Origin of the sequence: thiotrophic endosymbiont of Bathymodiolus puteoserpentis (Logatchev), assembly GCF_900127505.1 — a bacterium.
Classification (GTDB): Bacteria; Pseudomonadota; Gammaproteobacteria; order PS1; family Pseudothioglobaceae; genus Thiodubiliella.
The window spans coordinates 11,129-30,916 of record NZ_UEXF01000007.1 but is presented as its reverse complement, the minus strand read 5'-3'; the positions used below and the strand labels follow the sequence as shown (position 1 = coordinate 30,916).

Below are 19,788 nucleotides of genomic sequence, written 5' to 3'. Positions count from 1 at the left end.
AGTTATGTCAAACTATTAAGAATATAGATCCAAAGAAGATAAGGGTATATTGATACTTATCTATCAAGCATTTAATCCAATATTTAACGACTCAGTGGTTATGGGTTTATAATAATAAACGACCACATTTTTCCCTAGGCGGAATACCGCCAAGAGCAAAGGTAGCGTAATAAAGACTGTAAGCAGTCAGACCTCTGTGGGTATTACACAAGCATTTTACTTTTGCAATGCGTGTTTATACTCTATGGGAATAACTAACACGAAATCATTTAGTGCATTAGTCCAATCACTTAAGATGCGTTTAGCAATTTGTGAACCCGTTAGGTTATAATGATTTTGAATGTAGTGCTTTAGTTCATTTTCATAGGTTTCATTGAACGGGTCTAAATCTAGCATAGCACCAGTAGAGAGCATGCCATCAAAAGTCTTGTGTGGGTTATAAACAAAAGCAACGCCACCCGACATGCCAGCAGCAAAGTTACGACCAACTTCTCCTAAAATAATGGCTTTCCCGCCAGTCATGTATTCACAACCGTGATCACCAATACCTTCTACAACAGCCACTGCACCAGAGTTACGCACACAGAAACGCTCTGATACGCAACCTGATAAGTAGAGCTCTCCACCAGTGGCACCATAACCACAAACATTGCCTGCAATGATTTCTTCTTCAGCATTAAAAGTGGAATTTTTAGGTGGATAAACAATCACGCGACCGCCTGATAAGCCCTTACCGACATAATCGTTGGCATCACCCTCGATTTCCAAGGTTACGCCTTGTGCTAAAAATGCACCGAGCGATTGACCAGCAGAGCCTGTGAAATGAATATGGATTGAGTCATCCTCTAAGTTATTGCCACCACGAGCCTTGACGATATATGAAGAGAGCATTGCACCGACTGCACGGTCAATATTGGTAATTTTGGAATTAAATTTAACTTTATTGTTGCCAGCGATAGCATCTTTTGATTGCTCAATTAAGGTGTTGTCAAGTTGGCTTGCCAACTCATGGTCTTGTGTTTTAGTTTGGTAAGTGCCCGTATTCTCATGTGGTTTTTGTGCGAGTGTGAGTAGTGCATCAAGATTAATAGAGCTTTGTTTCCAATGGTCAATGGCCTTATTCATCTCTAACATATCTGCTCGACCCACCATTTCGTTAATCGTTTTAAAACCTAATTCGGCCATGATAAGGCGTAGTTCCTGTGCGACCATAAACAGGTAGTTCACCACATGTTCTGGCTTTCCAGTAAATTTCTTACGCAGTTCTTTGTCTTGTGTGGCAATACCGACTGGACAGGTATTGAGGTGACATTTACGCATCATAATACAGCCCATGGTGATAAGGGGTGCAGTAGAAAAACCAAATTCTTCAGCGCCCAGCAACACACCAATGGCAACATCCCTTCCGGTTTTCAGTTGCCCATCTGTTTGAATGACCACGCGTGAACGAAGGTCATTCATTACTAGGGTTTGGTGTGTTTCGGCTAAGCCTAATTCCCATGGTAAACCGGCGTGTTTGATTGAGGTGAGTGGTGATGCGCCTGTGCCACCATCGTGACCAGCAATAACAATATGGTCAGATTTTGCCTTGGTCACACCGGCAGCAATCGTGCCAACCCCTATTTCAGCTACGAGTTTCACACTAATTCTTGCAGCTGGATTAGAGCGCTTGAGGTCAAAGATGAGTTGTGATAAATCTTCAATAGAATAAATATCGTGATGCGGTGGTGGTGAGATTAGACCTACACCAGGGGTTGAGTGTCTAATTTTAGCAATACCTTCATCAACTTTTGTGCCTGGTAATTCGCCACCTTCACCGGGTTTTGCCCCTTGTGAAACCTTGATTTGGATTTCATCGGCGTTGTTTAAATAATCAATGGTGACACCAAAACGACCAGAAGCCACTTGCTTGATTGCACTTCTGCGTGAATCACCATTGGCATCAGGCGTCCAGCGTTTGGCATCTTCGCCACCCTCTCCAGTGTTAGATTTTCCACCTAAGCGATTCATCGCAATGGCTAGGGATTCGTGTGACTCAGCAGAAATAGAGCCAAAGCTCATAGCACCTGTGGCAAAGCGTTTAACAATTTCTTGGGCGCTCTCAACATCATCAATGGCAATCGGATTGCTTTTTTTAAAGGCCATCAGTCCGCGTAGGGTTGAATTGCGAGTGCCCTGCTCATTAGCGTGTTTAGCAAATGCCCAATAAGCAGATTCGTCATTGTTGCGAGCAGCCAGTTGCAGATTGGCAATGGTTTCTGGATTCCACATATGAGTTTCGCCACCACTACGCCAATGATATTGGCCTAAATTGTCTAATGTTTCGCTGTGGTAAGCAAGTTGATGGCGCTTCTCGCCTTCACTTTGAAGAATATCAAAACCAACGCCATCAATACGAGACGCTGTTTTAAAGAAGCATTTGTCCATGACTTCTTGTGCCAAACCAACAGCCTCAAAAATCTGCGCACCTTTGTAAGATTCTAAGGTGGAAATACCCATTTTTGCCATGACTTTAAGCATGCCTTTGCCAACGCCTTTACGATAGGCGGTAATAATAGCATCATCACTCTGGATGTCAATAATGTTGTCACGACGCGCTTGCCAAAGCGCTTCAAATGCTAAATATGGGTTAATGGCATCAGCGCCAAAACCTGTCATTAAGCAGAAATGGTGCACTTCTCTTGCTTCACCTGTTTCAACAATAATGCCAACTTGAGTGCGCTGCGAACAAGCCACAAGATGGCGGTGTAATGCACTTGATGCCAATAGACTAGAGACAGCAACACGATCTTTATTGATTCCACGATCAGATAAGATAATTAGGCTGTGCCCGTCTTGAATCGCTTGTGAGCCTTGTTTGCAAATATCGTCAAGCAACTCAGCAGTGTGTTTGCTTGAATTAATGTCGTAAGTAATATCAATGGTTTTTGATGTCCAGCCACGATGATTGCAATGTCTAAGTGCTGCTGTTTCTTCGTTGGTAAGGATTGGATGTTCTACCACTAGGCGATGTACATTTTCGGCTTTATTGGTTAGCAAACTACCTTCAGGACCGATAGAACAGCGCAAGGACATAACGACTTCTTCACGAATAGAATCAATGGCTGGGTTGGTAACCTGAGCAAACAGTTGCTTGAAATAGTCATAAATAATGCGAGATTGACTAGATAAACAAGCCAAAGCTGAGTCATTACCCATCGACCCAACGGGGTCACGCAATTCTGTGACTAAGGGTAATAGCATAAATTGCAGGGTTTCTGTGCTATAACCAAATGCTTTTAAGCGATGAATCAGCGTTTCAGGATAAAAGCCAGGTGCTTCATTTTCACAATGTAATTCTGATAAATGAATGGTTTGCTCGTCTAACCAGTCTTGATAAGGGTTTTGTTTGGCAAAGTCTGATTTAATGCGTTCATCATCAAGTAATTCGCCTTTTTCAAAATCCACTAAGAACATTTTCCCAGGTCGCAATCTGCCTTTGGTTTTAATATTGTCATTTTCCACATCAACTACGCCAACTTCACTTGCCATAATGACGCGCTCATCATGGGTTAAGTAATAGCGTGAAGGACGCAAACCGTTGCGGTCAAGCACTGCACCAATATAATGACCATCGGTAAAGGCGATAGAGGCGGGTCCATCCCAAGGTTCCATCACATTGGAGAAATATTCATAGAAGGCTTTTTTCTCATTACTCATATTGGCATCATTTTGCCAAGCTTCTGGCACCATCATTAATACCGCTTCTTGCAAGGTGCGACCATTCATCATTAAGAACTCTAACACATTGTCAAAACTACCTGAGTCGGATACTTCAGTTTCAATGACTGGCAATGTTTTGGCTAAATCCTCTTTAAATAAATCGCTTTCCAGTACGCCTTCTCTGGCATGCATCCAATTGAAATTACCTTGACGGGTATTAATCTCTCCATTGTGTGACATATAGCGACAAGGTTGTGCCCTATCCCAAGACGGGAAAGTATTGGTTGAGAAGCGAGAATGTACCATTGCCAAATAGGTTGAATATTCAGGATCTGATAAATCCGTATAAAAGTTAAGCACTTGAGACCCCATTAGCATGCCTTTATAAATAATGACAGTAGTAGACAGACTGCACACATAAAATAACAGCGCCTGTGATAAAGAGGCATCAGTGCGGATACCATGCGAGACATGTTTTCTGATTACGAATAGTGCACGCTCAAAGGCAGGCGTGTCAATGTCATTTGCCTTGGCAATAATGAGTTGTTTAATAATCGGCTGAGAGGTTTTAGCAATATTACCCACATCTGCTTTATCGGTATCAATCGGCGTGTCCCTCCAACCAATCAGGGCTTGACCTTCGTTGATAATGGCCTCCTCCATTAGACTCATGCAATGTACACGCTGTTTGTCGTCTTGTGGCAAGAAAACATTACCCACGCTATAGGCGCCTTTTTCAACATCAACATTGAATAACTTTTTAATTTCTTTGGCAAAAAATTCGTGTGGGATATTGGTTAAGATACCTGCACCATCACCCGTATTTGCTTCGCAGCCACAGCCACCACGATGGTCCATGCGTGTTAACATTTCTAAAGCATCTGTGGTAATTGTGTGTGATGACTTGCCTTTTACATGAGCAATAAAGCCAACACCGCAGTTTTCTTTTTCGTTATCTGGATGGTAAAGACCATGTGCTTTTGGTAGGTGTAATAAGGGCTCTTTCATTGTTGAGTAATAATCAAAAAAAAATCACCAAATTATAACCTAAAAGACATATGTTTAGTGTTTGAAATACGGTATTTGATGTCAAGATTAGGGTAGAATATTTCCCTACATTTTGTTGAATCTATACCCTATGTTAGCCGTTATTTCACCTTCCAAAACCCAAGATTTTAATCCGAGTGATGTTACTACCTTTACGCAAACACGCCAGATGAAACAATCTCAGACACTGATTGATATTTTAAAAGACAAAAGTCAAGATGAAATATCCAGTCTAATGTCAATTAGTGAAAAATTATCTGCTCTAAATTTTGAGCGTTTTCAAAGCTTTAAAACACCGCTGACACTTGTTAATGCCAAGCAAGCTCTATTTGCTTTTAAAGGTGATGTATATAACGGTATTGATGCATCTAGTTTAGACACCCAAGATTTAAAATTTGCACAAGCCTCTGTGCGCATGCTTTCGGGTTTGTATGGGGTGATTCGACCATTGGATTTAATTGCGCCTTATCGTTTGGAAATGGGTACCCGACTTGCCAATGATAAGGGTAAGAATTTATACGAATTTTGGGGAGATGATATATCACAAGTTTTGAATAAAGATGAATCCGAAGTGATTATCAATTTGGCTTCTAATGAGTATTTCAAAGGTATTGACAAAAAAGCATTGAATGCCAAAATTATTAATATTGTGTTCAAAGAATTTAAAAATAACGCCTACAAAGTTATTGGTATTTACGCCAAGCGTGCACGAGGTTTGATGGTGCGTTATATGATCGATAATCAATTAGAAAACCCTGAATTACTCAAAGCGTTTGATGTTGAGGGTTATGGGTTTAACCAATCCATATCTGATGAATCAACATGGGTATTTACACGCAAGCAATAATTCCCAAACAGTCTTGCATGCTTTGCATAGAGCCTGCAAATTTTTGTGTGTGTCAGGAATGTGAAGCAGAGTTTTCTAATCAAGAAAACCGTTGTCAATCTTGTGCACATCCCGTTAATAGCAATAGCAACCTTGATTTTTGTGGACAATGTTTGAGTCATTCTCCTGCTTTTAGTCGCGCCTATACTTTGTATGATTATCAAGGTTTGGTTGCGCAACTCATTAAGTTATTTAAATACAATAAGCAACTTTGCATTGGTGATTATTTTGCGTATAAACTGGCTGATAAGTATCAATCATTGCCAGATTATGATGCGATTATCCCTATGCCACTTAGTCCAAAACGCATTCAGGAGCGTGGTTTTAACCAAGTGTTAGAACTACTTAGTGTGATTAGGCGTAAGCAAGGAATTATGGTCGATACCCATAGCGTTAAACGCATAAAAGCAACCCAATCTTTAACAAATCTCAAGGCCGAACAGCGCCAACAAGAAGTCAAAGGTGCGTTTTACGCTGAGTCAATATTGTATCAACGAGTTTTATTGGTTGATGATGTGATGACAACAGGTGCAAGTCTCAATGAATTGGCAAAAACTGTTATTAGTGCAGGGGTGCAAAGTTGTGATGTTCTAACTTTGTCCAGAGTGATGACCTAGACCAGTAAGAAAACAAAACACTGTCAGTTATTCTTTGAACAATAAAGTGAAAATAAAAAATATGAAATTGGTGAAAGCAACAGAAACAGAAATACAGCAATTTATTGCTCAACATGTCGCATGGTCTGTTGAAGACAATAAATTACATTGTCAGTATGTGTTTAATGATTTTATAGAAGCGTTCAGTTTTATGACAAAAGTGGCATTGATTGCTGAGTCTCTCAACCATCATCCTGAGTGGTGTAATAGCTATAAACAAGTAGCAATCAATCTAATCACGCATGAAGTTGGTGGAATCAGCGAACGCGATTTTGAATTAGCGCGCAACATACAAGTCATGACTGACGCCAAATATTAACACTGTAAAGGTCTCATTGTGTCTTTACCCTGATTTTTAAAAAGCACTCACCCCAGCGATGCCTTGAGCGCCGATTTTACGGGTTTTTTCTAAATCTTTAATTCTCATGCCACCGAGAAAATAAACAGGGATATTGAGTTTATCCACCACATCAATGGCACTGTCCCAACCGATCGGTATGGTATCTGGGTGAGTTTGAGTGGCTTGCACGGGAGAAATGACGACAAAATCGGCACCGATGGACTGGGCTTTGAGCGCTTCGGTGAGATTGTGGGTGGATACGCCGAGTAATTTATCCTTAGTACAGGGTCTTTTGTCTAATTGCAACATTTCATTGGTAGTGAGATGCCAGCCATCACTACTAGGCTCATTAAAGGTTTTATTGGCGGTATTAAGTAGTAATTTAACACTATTATGCTTACATTTGTTGTAAAGTTCGGTGATAAATTCACTATTGAGTATAGTTTTGCTTCGCAGTTGGATGAGGCCAATGCCTGAGGTGAGTTTTTGCTCAAATTTGCTCATCCATTCATCGCTTTGGTACTGATCTGAAGGCGTAATCCAGTATTTATTAGGTAAGGTGATTGAGTGGATAAAGGCACGCATGGTTGGTAATAGTTGATGGTTGTTTAAATCAGTAACTCTAGCCCAAGCGATTGCTTGACCTTCAAGTCCTATGGGTGTATTTTGGTATTGATTGATGTTGTAAATACTCAGTTCAACGATTCTATCTTCATAGTGATGCACCATCGTTTGGTGTAGACTTGAGTGTTTAACTTGGATGCCGAGTTCTTCATTAAGTTCTCTAATGATGGCTTGTTCTGGTGATTCTTCATTCTCAATTTTGCCACCTGGCAATTCCCAAAACCCACCCATAAATTGTGATTTTCTGCGTTGTGCAATGAGTATTTCTTGATTTTTGTTGCGTAAAACACCAACAACTGCCTTAATTGTTTGCATGAGTTCCTCTGCTGTAAAATGATAGCATTATTTTATATTAGGCAAGAGCAAGACTTTGAATTTAACGGAAAAAATTCAACAATTAAAACCTTATAGTGCATTGTTAAAGGGCAATTTGATGGGGTTGGAAAAAGAAGGTTTGCGAGTATCAAGCAAAGGTGGCATCTCTCAAGCGCCACATCCTAAGGCACTTGGTTGTGCGTTGACGCACCCAAACATTACCACTGATTTTTCTGAGTCACTCATTGAATTAGTCACGCCGCCTACAAATAGTGCTGATGAAATGTTGGCATTTTTATCTAAAACGCAACAATATTTATATCATCATTTGCCAAAGGACCAAAGCTTTTGGACAGCAAGTATGCCGTGCGTGATTCGTGGTGAAACTTATATTCCTATTGCACAATATGGAACCAGTAATCAAGGCATGATGAAAACTGTTTATCGACACGGGCTTGCTAATCGTTATGGCAGTGTAATGCAAACGATTGCGGGTATTCATTTTAATTATTCCTTTGCTCAGGATTTTCTTAAACAGTACCATTTGTTAAAAGCGCCGAGTGAAGTATTTAGGGAGTTTAACGACCAAAGTTATATGGCATTGACGCGTAATGTGGTGCGTTATGGTTGGTTGATTCCTTATTTATTTGGTGCATCAAGTGCGGTTTGTAAATCTTTTCTCAAGGGCTATCATCAGCATTCATTGATTGAATTTAATGATTCTACTTTGTATGAACCGTATGCCACTTCATTGCGAATGGGGGATATTGGTTATCAAAATCTGCGTGAAGATGAGGCAGGGGTAAAGGCAAATTATAATTCGTTAGCGCATTATATTCATAGTTTAAAGTCTGGTATGCAGACACCGTGCTCCGCCTATGAAGAAATTGGGCTTAAAAAACAAGGGCAATATCAACAATTAAACGCCAATATTTTACAAATTGAAAATGAATATTATGCCTCTGTGCGTCCTAAGCCAAATGTTGTTTCAGGTAAGAAACCTTTAGATGCTTTGCATGAGAATGGTATCGGCTATATTGAGTTGCGTTCATTGGATATTAATTCAAGTTTACCACTGGGTATTGATAAAACACAAGTATTGTTCTTAGAGGCATTTTTGCTATTTTGTTTACTAGAGGATTCGCCAGTTATTTGCAGTAGAGAACAAGTTGAATGTGATGCTAATGACCAGTTAGTAGCGCACAAGGGGCGTCAACCCAAATTAGTCTTGATGCATCAAGGGAAAAGCATTCTATTGCAAGATTTAGGTAGAACAGTCATGGACAAAATTTATCTATGTGCTGAGTTATTGGGGCAGGATTATCAGACGGCTGTTAATACAATAGGCAGGCGTATTGAACACGCTGAGTTCACACCTTCTGCGATGACACTGAGTGAGATGAAAAACCACAATCAAGGGTTTTTTGATTATACTAATGCTTGGGCTAAACAACATCAAAGCGCCTTTCTTGTAAAGGAAATTGACCAAGTGCATTTTGATTATCTAGACCAACAAGCCAAAAAATCTTGTCAGCAGCAGCTCGAAATAGAACAAGCGGATAATGGGTCTTTTGATGCCTATTTAGAGAATTATTTTATTGATGAATAATGCAACGACAATTTGCGCATTGGCAAGTGCTTTAGGGCAAGGTGGTATTGGCGTTGTGCGTGTTTCTGGTACACTTGCAGGCGAGATTGCCCAAAAGATGTTGGGGAAAGTCCCTAAGGCGCGCTATGCACATTATGGTTCGTTTTTTAGTCAAGAGGGGGATGAAATTGATAAGGGCGTAGCGTTGTTTTTTCCAGCACCAAACTCATTTACCGGCGAAGATGTTTTAGAGTTACAAGGGCATGGCGGTATTTTGGTTATGCGGTTATTATTAGAGGCTGCCATATCATTAGGCGCAGAAGCAGCCGAGCCGGGTGAGTTTTCTAAACGCGCTTTTCTCAATGGTAAAATGGACTTGATACAAGCTGAAGCAGTGGCAGATATCATTGATGCCAGCTCTAAGCAATCTGCACGCTCAGCACTGCGTTCTTTATCGGGCGAGTTTTCCGAACAAGTGAATGCGCTAACGCACTCGTTAATTGGGTTGCGAGTTTTTGTTGAAGCGACGATTGATTTTTCTGATGAAGAAATTGATTTCTTAGCATCAGGTGAGGTTAAACAAAAGATTGAAAAAATTAAAAAAGATATTCAATCTATTTTAGATGCTGCACAGCAGGGTGTGATTTTAAGAGAAGGCCTAAATATCGCAATTGCGGGCAAACCAAATGCGGGTAAATCATCGCTACTGAATGCATTGACGCAAGAATCCAGTGCGATTGTGACAGATATTGCAGGTACTACGCGTGATGTGTTGAAGGAAACGATACACATTAATGGCATGCCACTCAATATTATTGATACGGCAGGACTGCGCACGAGTGAGGATAAAGTAGAACAAGAAGGCATTAAGAGAGCGCATGGTGAAATTGAACGCGCTGATGTAGTGTTATTGGTCTTTGATGCGCAAGATGAAACACCAGATTTATCAATCTTACCAAGTGGTATTGATGGTAAATCGATATTATTGATTAAAAACAAGATAGATTTAACCAATGATGTTGTGGGTGTAGAACATATAGAGCATCAGATCCAGTTGTCAATCTGTGCCAAACATTCAAAGGGTGTTGATTTGTTAAAACAAAAACTCTCAGAGATTGCGGGTTTAAGTGATACTGGCGAAGGCGTTTTGCTAGCACGCAAGCGCCATATTATTGCCTTAGAGGCGGCATTGGCATCCGTGTTGGACGCCTTGACGCAACTTGACAATAATGCCAGCGAGTTGCTTGCTCAAGATTTATACTATGCCGCTCAAGATTTAGGTAGTATCACTGGAGAGTTCTCATCTGATGATTTGTTGGGTGAGATTTTTTCTTCTTTTTGTATTGGTAAGTAGAGATATTTACATTGTTATGGGTATTAAAGCAAAATTTTATCTTTACTTATTGGTAACGACTACCTTGTCGCCATTGTTGTGGCATGCAATGCTTTCAGTTTATCAGTCATCTAATATTATTGATATGGGTTTTGCTCTATTAATATTGTTAATATATTTGGGTTTATATTTATCTATTCGTAAGGACTTTTTATCGCCATTTACGGATTTGCAACAATGGGTAATTGATTACAATATTGATCAAAGTGCACGCCTAAATGACAAACAGAAAACCGCATTTCAGCCTGTTGCCACAGCGATTAATCATCTGATTGATGAAAACCAATATTTATATGACGACATGGAGGATATTTTGCACAAGCAGGTTCAGCGTCTGAGTAAAAAATCGGCTTCATTAGAAACGCTTTATAGTGTGTCATCTAAACTTAACTCAATGCATTCCGCTACAGAATTATTTGAGTATTTTTTAGGTGTATTTATGCAAATGACACACGCATCTTCGGGTGTGGCACGCCGTTTAATCAATGATACAGAATTGCATTTAGTCGCGCAAAGTGGAGTAATTGACGACAAGGGGCAAGAAATTGATGTGGTTAGTAGTGATTGCTTTTGTGGTGAAGTGGCAATGGCACAAGACAGTTATGTGCAGTTTAGTGTACATACTTGTCAACAGTGTGTGGGCGAAAAATCTGAGGCTAAAGCGAGCGTTGGTACGATTTTTATTCCCCTGAAATACCACGGAAAAACCTTAGGCGTATTTAATTTATTTTTTGATTCTGAGCCTTCACTCGCTTTTGACGAGCGTGCATTGCTTGAATCCATTGCTGATAATATTGCCATTGCACTTGACAAGGCAAGACTTGACGAAGAAACTAAGCGACTAGAACTCTCGCAGGAGCGCTTATTCTTATCACAAGAAATTCACGATTCTTTAGCGCAAACTATTTACAGTTTAAAACTACAAGTGACTGTCTTAGACGATATGTTGAAGCAAGGCAACAAAAGAGATGCGGGTGAAAAAGTTACCAGTTTGCAGTTAAACATTACCCAAGCCAATCAAGAGCTCAGAGAATTAATGTGTAATTTCCGTGTGCCTTTAGACCCTAGAGGCATAGAAGCTTCATTAGAAAATCTAGTCAATAGTTTTAGGGCAGAAGAAAATATTGCTACTTATTTACAAGTAGAAGGCAAGTTCGACCTTACCTCAGAAACAGAAATGCAAATTATGCGTATTACCCAAGAAGCCTTGTCTAATATTCGCAAACATGCCAAGGCGCGTAATGTGCGAATTTTGTTTTCTGCTGAGCCACAATGCCAGTTGCTGATTGAAGATGATGGTGTAGGCTTTAAAAAAGACACACTTGACACCGAAGTAATGGGGAATAATATCGGTATGAATATTATGAAAGAGCGTGCGAGTAGAATCGGTGCGCATATTGACATTGAATCCGAAGTTGATGAAGGCACGCGAGTGACCGTGAGTTTTGGGGAGGATGTATAAAATGAAGATTTATATTATTGATGACCACGCCTTATTCCGTAACGGGCTTGTCTCATTATTAGAGTCCAGAAAAATCAGTGCTAAGGCGGCCTCTTCACCTGAACAAGGCTTAGAAGAAATCCCAGACTTATTAATAGATATTATCTTGTTAGACTTGCGTATGCCAAGTATGTCAGGACTTGAGGTGTTAAAGACCCTGAAAGAGCGCAATGAACAAACACCAGTAGTAATATTAACCACCAGTACTGATGAAAATGATTTGCGTGATTGTTTAAAATACGGCGCCCAAGGGTATTTACTAAAGGATATGGATCCAGATGAGTTGGTAGATTCGCTCAATGAAGTGGCAACAGGGTCGATTATTGTTACGCAAGATATGACACATGTATTGGTCAAGGCGCTGAAGAATGAATTGACAGATAGTGAATCTTCTTTTGAGCTACTCACCAAACGAGAAAAAGAAGTGGCTTGTCAAATATCAGGCGGACATAGTAACAAGGTTATTGCTAGAGAGCTGGGTATTTCAGATGGCACAGTTAAGTTACATGTGAAATCAATTTTAAAAAAATTATCGCTTTCTTCAAGGGTTGAAGTTGCCGTGATGGTGACCGAAAAAGGTTACTGTAAGTAATATGGATGATTATCAAAAATTAGTAGCAAAAGCATTAGTCTGTGTAGATGAGATATTGCCTTGGGATTTGGAAGAAGAAATTGAACAAAACTCTGATTTGATATTATTAGATATTCGTGAGCAAGCCGAATTTGAAATGATGCATATTAAAGACGCTCTACATGTTGCCCGTGGTGTGCTTGAAGGTGCTTGCGTTTGGAACTATGATGACACCATACCTAAGTTGGCAGAAGCTAGAAATCAAAACATTGTACTTATTTGTCGTTCAGGCAACCGCTCTGCTCTTGCGGCACTGACTATGCAACAAATGGGGTTTGAAAATGTTCGTTCTCTAAAGTTAGGTATTAAAGGTTGGAATGATAACGACTTAGAAATGCTTAATATAAAAGATGACATCGTTGATATTGATGAAGCTGACAAATGGCTTAACCAAGCGGTTTCAGAAGAAAAATTACAGCCCAATCTCTAATTTTAGAAATTAATTTAATAAAAAAGTGAAATAGTGCTTGACGCAAGATTTTTTGCTTGTATAATTGCCACCTTTCACTGAGTTGAAACATTATTTTTTTTCAATTTAGTTGCTCTTTAAAAATTTATCAAACAACTTGTGTGGGCACTCGTACATTAAATTGTGCAAGTGCACATAAAAAACTAAAGCAATTAAGCTTTTAAAAAAATTGAACGCAAAGCGCACTTATTTATAAGTGTTGCCAATGTTCTAAATAGTTAGAATTAAACTGAAGAGTTTGATCCTGGCTCAGATTGAACGCTGGCGGTATGCTTAACACATGCAAGTCGAACGGAAACGATAAGAGCTTGCTCTTAGGCGTCGAGTGGCGGACGGGTGAGTAACGCGTAGGAATCTGCCTGATAGTGGGGGATAGCCCAGAGAAATCTGGATTAATACCGCATAATCTCTATGGAGTAAAGTGGAGGACCTTCGGGCTTCACGCTATCAGATGAGCCTGCGTAAGATTAGCTTGTTGGTGAGGTAAAAGCTCACCAAGGCGACGATCTTTAGCTGGTCTGAGAGGATGATCAGCCACACTGGAACTGAGACACGGTCCAGACTCCTACGGGAGGCAGCAGTGGGGAATATTGGACAATGGGGGCAACCCTGATCCAGCAATACCGCGTGTGTGAAGAAGGCCTGAGGGTTGTAAAGCACTTTCAATTGTGAAGAAAAGCTAATGGTTAATACCCATTAGCCTTGACGTTAACTTTAGAAGAAGCACCGGCTAACTCCGTGCCAGCAGCCGCGGTAATACGGAGGGTGCAAGCGTTAATCGGAATTACTGGGCGTAAAGCGTGCGTAGGTGGTTTGTTAAGTCAGATGTGAAAGCCCTGGGCTCAACCTAGGAACTGCATTTGAAACTGGCAAACTAGAGTATAGGAGAGGAAAGTGGAATTTCAGGTGTAGCGGTGAAATGCGTAGATATCTGAAGGAACATCAATGGCGAAGGCAGCTTTCTGGACTAATACTGACACTGAGGTACGAAAGCGTGGGTAGCAAACAGGATTAGATACCCTGGTAGTCCACGCCGTAAACGATGACAACTAGCCGTTGGGAGGATTTACCTCTTAGTGGCGAAGCTAACGCGTTAAGTTGTCCGCCTGGGGAGTACGGCCGCAAGGTTAAAACTCAAAGGAATTGACGGGGACCCGCACAAGCGGTGGAGCATGTGGTTTAATTCGATGCAACGCGAAGAACCTTACCTGGTCTTGACATACACGGAACTTTCCAGAGATGGATTGGTGCCTTCGGGAACCGTGATACAGGTGCTGCATGGCTGTCGTCAGCTCGTGTCGTGAGATGTTGGGTTAAGTCCCGTAACGAGCGCAACCCTTATCTTTATTTGCCAGCACATCATGGTGGGAACTATAAAGAGACTGCCGGTGATAAACCGGAGGAAGGCGGGGACGACGTCAAGTCATCATGGCCCTTACGACCAGGGCTACACACGTGCTACAATGGGAAGGACAAAGGGTCGCAACCTCGCGAGAGCAAGCTAATCTCATAAACCTTTTCGTAGTCCGGATCGGAGTCTGCAACTCGACTCCGTGAAGTCGGAATCGCTAGTAATCGTGGATCAGAACGCCACGGTGAATACGTTCCCGGGTCTTGTACACACCGCCCGTCATACCATGGGAGTGGGTTGCAAAAGAAGTGGGTAGCTTATCTGGGCGCTCACCACTTTGTGATTCATGACTGGGGTAAAGTCGTAACAAGGTAACCCTAGCGGAAGCTGGGGTTGGATCACCTCCTTAAGAAAAGTATGAGTGTCCACAACAAGTTGTTTGATAACTATAAAGAAGAATGAAAGAATTGCATAACTGCCAATTATTGGTGGTTAATTACGCAGGATATTTTTGTCTTAAGTAAGGTATTATTTTGAAAAAAGGAATGTAGTGTAAATACATGACTGACTGAATAAAAATAACGCAACATAAGGCAAAGATAATCCCACCATTCGGGTCTGTAGCTCAGTTGGTTAGAGCGCACCCCTGATAAGGGTGAGGTCGGTGGTTCAAATCCACCCAGACCCACCAAATTTTCATTTTTGACTGCGTTGTCGGCCTGGTCGTTTATTAACATAAACTCTGTCGTCCCCTCGCCTTGCAAAAATAAAAATTACAGTATTTTTTACTGTTTTCAAGGGGCCATAGCTCAGCTGGGAGAGCGCTTGCCTTGCACGCAAGAGGTCGGGAGTTCGATCCTCCCTGGCTCCACCACATTGTTTTTGCTTTTGCAAAAAAACTAAGTTTTCATTTTTTTAAAAACTTAAATAAAACCATATTGTGATTTTATTTAAGTTTTTATACCACGCTTACGAGTGTGGGGCTCTTTAATAATTTAATACATGAAGTAAAGTTTGTAAATATACAATATAACAACGCGAAAACTGTTGTGATGATAGTTTTCATTGGTGTATTGCATTGACACAACAATTTCAAAAAATATGGATTCTCATCGGCGGTGTAAAAACCGCTGGTGAAATAAGAAAGAAAAGAATTCACCGATTGTGATTTATCACAATTTGTGACTTCTTGGTGAAATACTAACTGTATGACACTGAACTTGAGTGATTTCAGATTTTTTCTTTGATAAGATGTTTTATTGACGATTGAAAGAGTTTAGCGTTGCTAAATGATTGATTGAGGCAATAAAACAACACAGATAAAGAGAAAATTTGGAAACATGTTTTAGATGGTTTGGGGTTATATGGTCAAGTGAATAAGTGCATACGACGGATGCCTTGGCATTAGAAGGCGATGAAGGACGTGATAATCTGCGATAAGCTTCGGTTAGCTGATAATAAGCATTATTAGCCGGAGATCTCCGAATGGGAAAACCCAGTGGTCATCAGACCATTATCCTTAACTGAATACATAGGTTAAGGAGGCAAACCTAGGGAACTGAAACATCTAAGTACCTAGAGGAAAAGAAATCAACCGAGATTCCCTTAGTAGCGGCGAGCGAACGGGGAACAGCCCTTAAGCATATTTTTAATTAGTAGAATGTTCTGGAAAGTTCAACGATACAGGGTGATAGTCCCGTACACGAAAATTAGATTTATGTGAAATCGAGTAAGGCGGCGCACGTGAAACGCTGTTTGAATATGGGGGGACCACCCTCCAAGGCTAAATACTCTCTAATGACCGATAGTGAACAAGTACCGTGAGGGAAAGGCGAAAAGAACCCCGGGAGGGGAGTGAAATAGAACCTGAAATCGTATGCATACAAGCAGTAGGAGCGGATTTATTCCGTGACTGCGTACCTTTTGTATAATGGGTCAGCGACTTACTTCTCAGTAGCAAGGTTAACCATTAGGGGAGCCGTAGGGAAACCGAGTCTTAAATGGGCGATTAGTTGCTGGGAGTAGACCCGAAACCGGGTGATCTATCCATGGCCAGGGTGAAGGTTAGGTAAAACTAACTGGAGGCCCGAACCCACTTATGTTGAAAAATGAGGGGATGAGCTGTGGATAGGGGTGAAAGGCCAAACAAACCCGGAGATAGCTGGTTCTCTCCGAAATCTATTTAGGTAGAGCGTCATGTATTACTTCAGGGGGTAGAGCACTGTTATGGCTAGCGGGTCGTCAAGACTTAGTAAACCATTGCAAACTCCGAATACCTGAAAGTATGAGCATGGCAGACACACTGCGGGTGCTAACGTCCGTAGTGGAAAGGGAAACAACCCAGACCGTCAGCTAAGGTCCCAAAATTGTAGTTAAGTGGGAAACGATGTGAAAAGGCCCAGACAGCCAGGAGGTTGGCTTAGAAGCAGCCATTCCTTTAAAGAGTGCGTAATAGCTCACTGGTCGAGTCGGTTTGCGCGGAAGATTTAACGGGGCTAAAACTACATACCGAAGCTACGGATCGCAATTTATTGCGATGGTAGGAGAGCGTTCTGTAAGCCGTTGAAGGTATTCTGTGAGGAATGCTGGAGGTATCAGAAGTGCGAATGCTGACATGAGTAACGATAAAGGGGGTGAAAAACCCCCTCGCCAGAAGTCCAAGGTTTCCTACGCAACGTTAATCGGCGTAGGGTTAGTCGGCCCCTAAGGCGAGGCAGAAATGCGTAGTCGATGGGAAACAGGTTAATATTCCTGTACTTCATATAACTGCGATGGGAAGACGGAGAAGGTTAGCTCAGCTTGGCGATGGTTGTCCAAGTTTAAGCGTGTAGATTGGCTATTAGGAAAATCCGGTAGCCTTTATTCAAGGCGTGATAACGATCCCTCTTTTGGGAGAAGTGAGTGATACCATGCTTCCAGGAAAATCCTCTAAGCTTCAGGTTATATGAAACCGTACCCCAAACCGACACAGGTGGACGAGATGAGAATTCTAAGGCGCTTGAGAGAACTCGGGTGAAGGAACTAGGCAAAATGACACCGTAACTTCGGGAGAAGGTGTGCTCTTGCTGGTGATTTTACTTGCTAAATGAGCTGGTAAGAGTTGAAGATACCAGGTGGCTCCGACTGTTTATTAAAAACACAGCACTCTGCAAACACGTAAGTGGACGTATAGGGTGTGACGCCTGCCCGGTGCTTGAAGGTTAATTGATGAGGTTAGGATTCGTCCGAAGCTTTTGATCGAAGCCCAAGTAAACGGCGGCCGTAACTATAACGGTCCTAAGGTAGCGAAATTCCTTGTCGGGTAAGTTCCGACCTGCACGAATGGCGTAACGAGGGCCACACTGTCTCCACCCGAGACTCAGTGAAATTGAAATTGCTGTTAAGATGCAGTATACCCGCGGCCAGACGGAAAGACCCCGTGCACCTTTACTACAGCTTTGCATTGAACTCTGATCCTACTTGTGTAGGATAGGTGGGAGGCTTTGAAACTTGAACGCTAGTTTGAGTGGAGCCACCCTTGAAATACCACCCTGGTATGGTTGGGGTTCTAACCTAGGTCCGTTATCCGGATTGGGGACAATGCATGGTGGGTAGTTTGACTGGGGCGGTCTCCTCCTAAAGAGTAACGGAGGAGCGCAAAGGTACCCTCAGCACGGTCGGACATCGTGCAATGAGCGCAAAGGTAAAAGGGTGCTTGACTGCGAGACTGACACGTCGAGCAGGTAGGAAACTAGGTCTTAGTGATCCGGTGGTTCTGAGTGGAAGGACCATCGCTCAACGGATAAAAGGTACGCCGGGGATAACAGGCTGATACCGCCCAAGAGTTCACATCGACGGCGGTGTTTGGCACCTCGATGTCGGCTCATCACATCCTGGGGCTGAAGCAGGTCCCAAGGGTATGGCTGTTCGCCATTTAAAGTGGTACGCGAGCTGGGTTTAGAACGTCGTGAGACAGTTCGGTCCCTATCTACCGTGGGCGTTGGAGACTTGAGGGAAGCTGTTCTTAGTACGAGAGGACCGGAATGGACACACCTCTGGTGTTTCGGTTGTGACGCCAGTCGCATTGCCGAGTAGCTATGTGTGGAAAGGATAACCGCTGAAAGCATCTAAGCGGGAAGCCCCTCCCAAGATTAGGTCTCCCTGAGAGTTTAACTCTCCTAAAGATCCCTTGAAGACTACAAGGTTGATAGGCAGGGTGTGGAAGCGCAGTGATGTGTGAAGCTAACCTGTACTAATTGATCGTGAGGCTTGACCATATAACACCCAAATTATTTAGATGAATCTATAATTTTTGTGTTGATGTGTTATGCAATACACTGAGTAAGTGTGTAAACTTTATACATGTATTAATTGTTATATCTTCTGGTTAGTAATAACCAAGGTATAAAAACTTTTTAATTATTTTATTTGCGCTAGGCGTAAATAAAAAACCAGTTTGCTTAGTGACAATAGCGAGTGTGACCCACCTGATCCCATCCCGAACTCAGTAGTGAAACCACTTAGCGCCGATGGTAGTGTGGGGTCTCCCCATGTGAGAGTAGGACATTGCTAGGCTTTAATTTCGGCTATTTTTGGTTTTTACTGCGTTAGATTTTCAGTCGTTTAGTTTTACTAAACTCCTTGAAATCTACTTTGTAAAATTTCAAAAATACCACAAAATACCTCAATACTTTATAAGTGTTGAGGTATTTTTTTGCCTATTACTTTTTAATTGTTAATAATTAGTCAACCCTTAAAAACCACACAACAAATTGATTTATAACAATAAAACCAACAATAACCCTAGACAAATCAACCAACTTTTGCTAAAATACCCCTTATTTCTTGGTCGTTTTGCTTAAAAAAATGTTAACTAAATCTAGCCCAATATCCACCCAATCAAATCTTTTTCATTCAGAGCTCTTTTCTCAATTAGATGTCAAAGACCCTTTAATACAACTAGCCAACACTATTAATTGGACAGTCTTTGATGATGCCTTTGAGCAACATTACTCTCAAAACAATGGCAGACCCTCAAAACCCATCAGGCTGATGGTAGGTTTGCTTTTGCTTAAACAACTAGAAAACCTCTCTGATGAGCGTGTTGTTTTACAGTTTAAGCGCAACCCTTATTACCAATACTTCTGTGGTCACTCAAACTATATACCAGGCATGCCTTGCAATGCCACCGAGTTGGTGCACTTTAGAAAGCGTATAGGCGTTAAAGGCTTTAATCTTATTTTTAAAATGAGTGTCGCCTTACATGGCAAACAAGCCCAAGAAGCAACAGTATTAATTGACACCAC

Annotated in this window: 12 protein-coding genes, 2 tRNA genes and 3 rRNA genes; 15 read left to right on the top strand and 2 right to left on the bottom strand. The window is 41.5% G+C overall.

The genetic code is table 11. From position 1 onward, the window contains the following. Positions 1-62: 62 nt before the first annotated feature. A complete protein-coding gene (locus BHECKSOX2_RS10690; RefSeq protein WP_139682051.1) occupies positions 63-170 on the top strand; it encodes an integrase core domain-containing protein in 108 nt (35 codons plus the stop codon). Positions 171-216: 46 nt separating this feature from the next. On the opposite strand, the gene gltB is transcribed toward BHECKSOX2_RS10690, so the two are convergent. After that, entirely contained in the window at positions 217-4,710 is a 4,494-nt protein-coding gene (gltB, locus tag BHECKSOX2_RS00240; protein ID WP_139681976.1) for a glutamate synthase large subunit, read from the bottom strand. A 130-nt stretch (positions 4,711-4,840) separates the two neighbouring features. Between gltB and yaaA the strand changes: the two genes are divergently transcribed. The 3 genes from yaaA to BHECKSOX2_RS00225 all read left to right on the top strand — a co-directional run bounded on the left by yaaA (position 4,841) and on the right by BHECKSOX2_RS00225 (position 6,610). After that, positions 4,841-5,596 (top strand): peroxide stress protein YaaA, encoded by a 756-nt coding sequence (yaaA, locus tag BHECKSOX2_RS00235; protein ID WP_139681975.1) that lies wholly within the window; start codon positions 4,841-4,843, stop codon positions 5,594-5,596. After that, positions 5,572-6,252, top strand: coding sequence for a ComF family protein (locus BHECKSOX2_RS00230; protein WP_139681974.1), 681 nt, complete (start codon positions 5,572-5,574; stop codon positions 6,250-6,252). The genes yaaA and BHECKSOX2_RS00230 overlap by 25 nt, the downstream gene beginning before the upstream one ends. 61 nt (positions 6,253-6,313) lie before the next feature. Beyond that, on the top strand, positions 6,314-6,610 hold the full coding sequence (locus tag BHECKSOX2_RS00225; RefSeq protein ID WP_139681973.1) for a 4a-hydroxytetrahydrobiopterin dehydratase: 297 nt from the start codon (positions 6,314-6,316) through the stop codon (positions 6,608-6,610). 36 nt (positions 6,611-6,646) lie between these two features. Here BHECKSOX2_RS00225 and BHECKSOX2_RS00220 read toward each other — a convergent pair whose 3' ends face one another. Then, a complete protein-coding gene (locus BHECKSOX2_RS00220) occupies positions 6,647-7,570 on the bottom strand; it encodes a Nudix family hydrolase (RefSeq protein ID WP_139681972.1) in 924 nt (307 codons plus the stop codon). A 55-nt stretch (positions 7,571-7,625) separates the two neighbouring features. On the opposite strand from BHECKSOX2_RS00220, the gene gshA reads away from it, so the two are divergent. The 11 genes from gshA to BHECKSOX2_RS00165 all read left to right on the top strand — a co-directional run. Then, positions 7,626-9,179, top strand: coding sequence for a glutamate--cysteine ligase (gene gshA, locus BHECKSOX2_RS00215; RefSeq protein ID WP_139681971.1), 1,554 nt, complete (start codon positions 7,626-7,628; stop codon positions 9,177-9,179). Next, the gene (mnmE, locus tag BHECKSOX2_RS00210; RefSeq protein WP_139681970.1) at positions 9,172-10,512 is read left to right on the top strand and encodes a tRNA uridine-5-carboxymethylaminomethyl(34) synthesis GTPase MnmE; all 1,341 of its coding nucleotides are present in this window, start codon (positions 9,172-9,174) and stop codon (positions 10,510-10,512) included. Before gshA ends, mnmE begins: the two co-directional genes overlap by 8 nt. Positions 10,513-10,528: 16 nt before the next feature. Further along, positions 10,529-12,013, top strand: a complete 1,485-nt coding sequence (locus BHECKSOX2_RS00205) for a GAF domain-containing sensor histidine kinase (RefSeq protein WP_139681969.1) — start codon at positions 10,529-10,531, stop codon at positions 12,011-12,013. A gap of 1 nt (position 12,014) precedes the next feature. Then, complete coding sequence (locus BHECKSOX2_RS00200) at positions 12,015-12,644, top strand: response regulator (protein ID WP_090717804.1); 630 nt, start codon at positions 12,015-12,017, stop codon at positions 12,642-12,644. Between the two features lies 1 nt (position 12,645). Continuing rightward, positions 12,646-13,113 carry a rhodanese-like domain-containing protein gene (locus BHECKSOX2_RS00195; protein ID WP_090717792.1) on the top strand — a complete coding sequence of 156 codons (468 nt, stop codon included), beginning with the start codon at positions 12,646-12,648 and terminating at the stop codon, positions 13,111-13,113. A gap of 265 nt (positions 13,114-13,378) precedes the next feature. Further along, a 16S ribosomal RNA gene (locus BHECKSOX2_RS00190) occupies positions 13,379-14,912 on the top strand. Positions 14,913-15,117: 205 nt separating this feature from the next. Next, positions 15,118-15,194, top strand: a tRNA-Ile gene (locus tag BHECKSOX2_RS00185). 107 nt (positions 15,195-15,301) lie between these two features. Beyond that, positions 15,302-15,377: transfer RNA gene (locus BHECKSOX2_RS00180), tRNA-Ala, on the top strand. A 492-nt stretch (positions 15,378-15,869) separates the two neighbouring features. Further along, positions 15,870-18,759 (top strand): 23S ribosomal RNA (locus BHECKSOX2_RS00175). Positions 18,760-18,941: 182 nt separating this feature from the next. Next, positions 18,942-19,057, top strand: a 5S ribosomal RNA gene (gene rrf / locus BHECKSOX2_RS00170). Together the 16S, 23S and 5S rRNA genes with 2 tRNA genes alongside form the textbook arrangement of a ribosomal RNA operon. A gap of 291 nt (positions 19,058-19,348) precedes the next feature. After that, the coding region (locus tag BHECKSOX2_RS00165; RefSeq protein WP_139682050.1) for a transposase at positions 19,349-19,788 on the top strand (440 nt) is incomplete at its 3' end.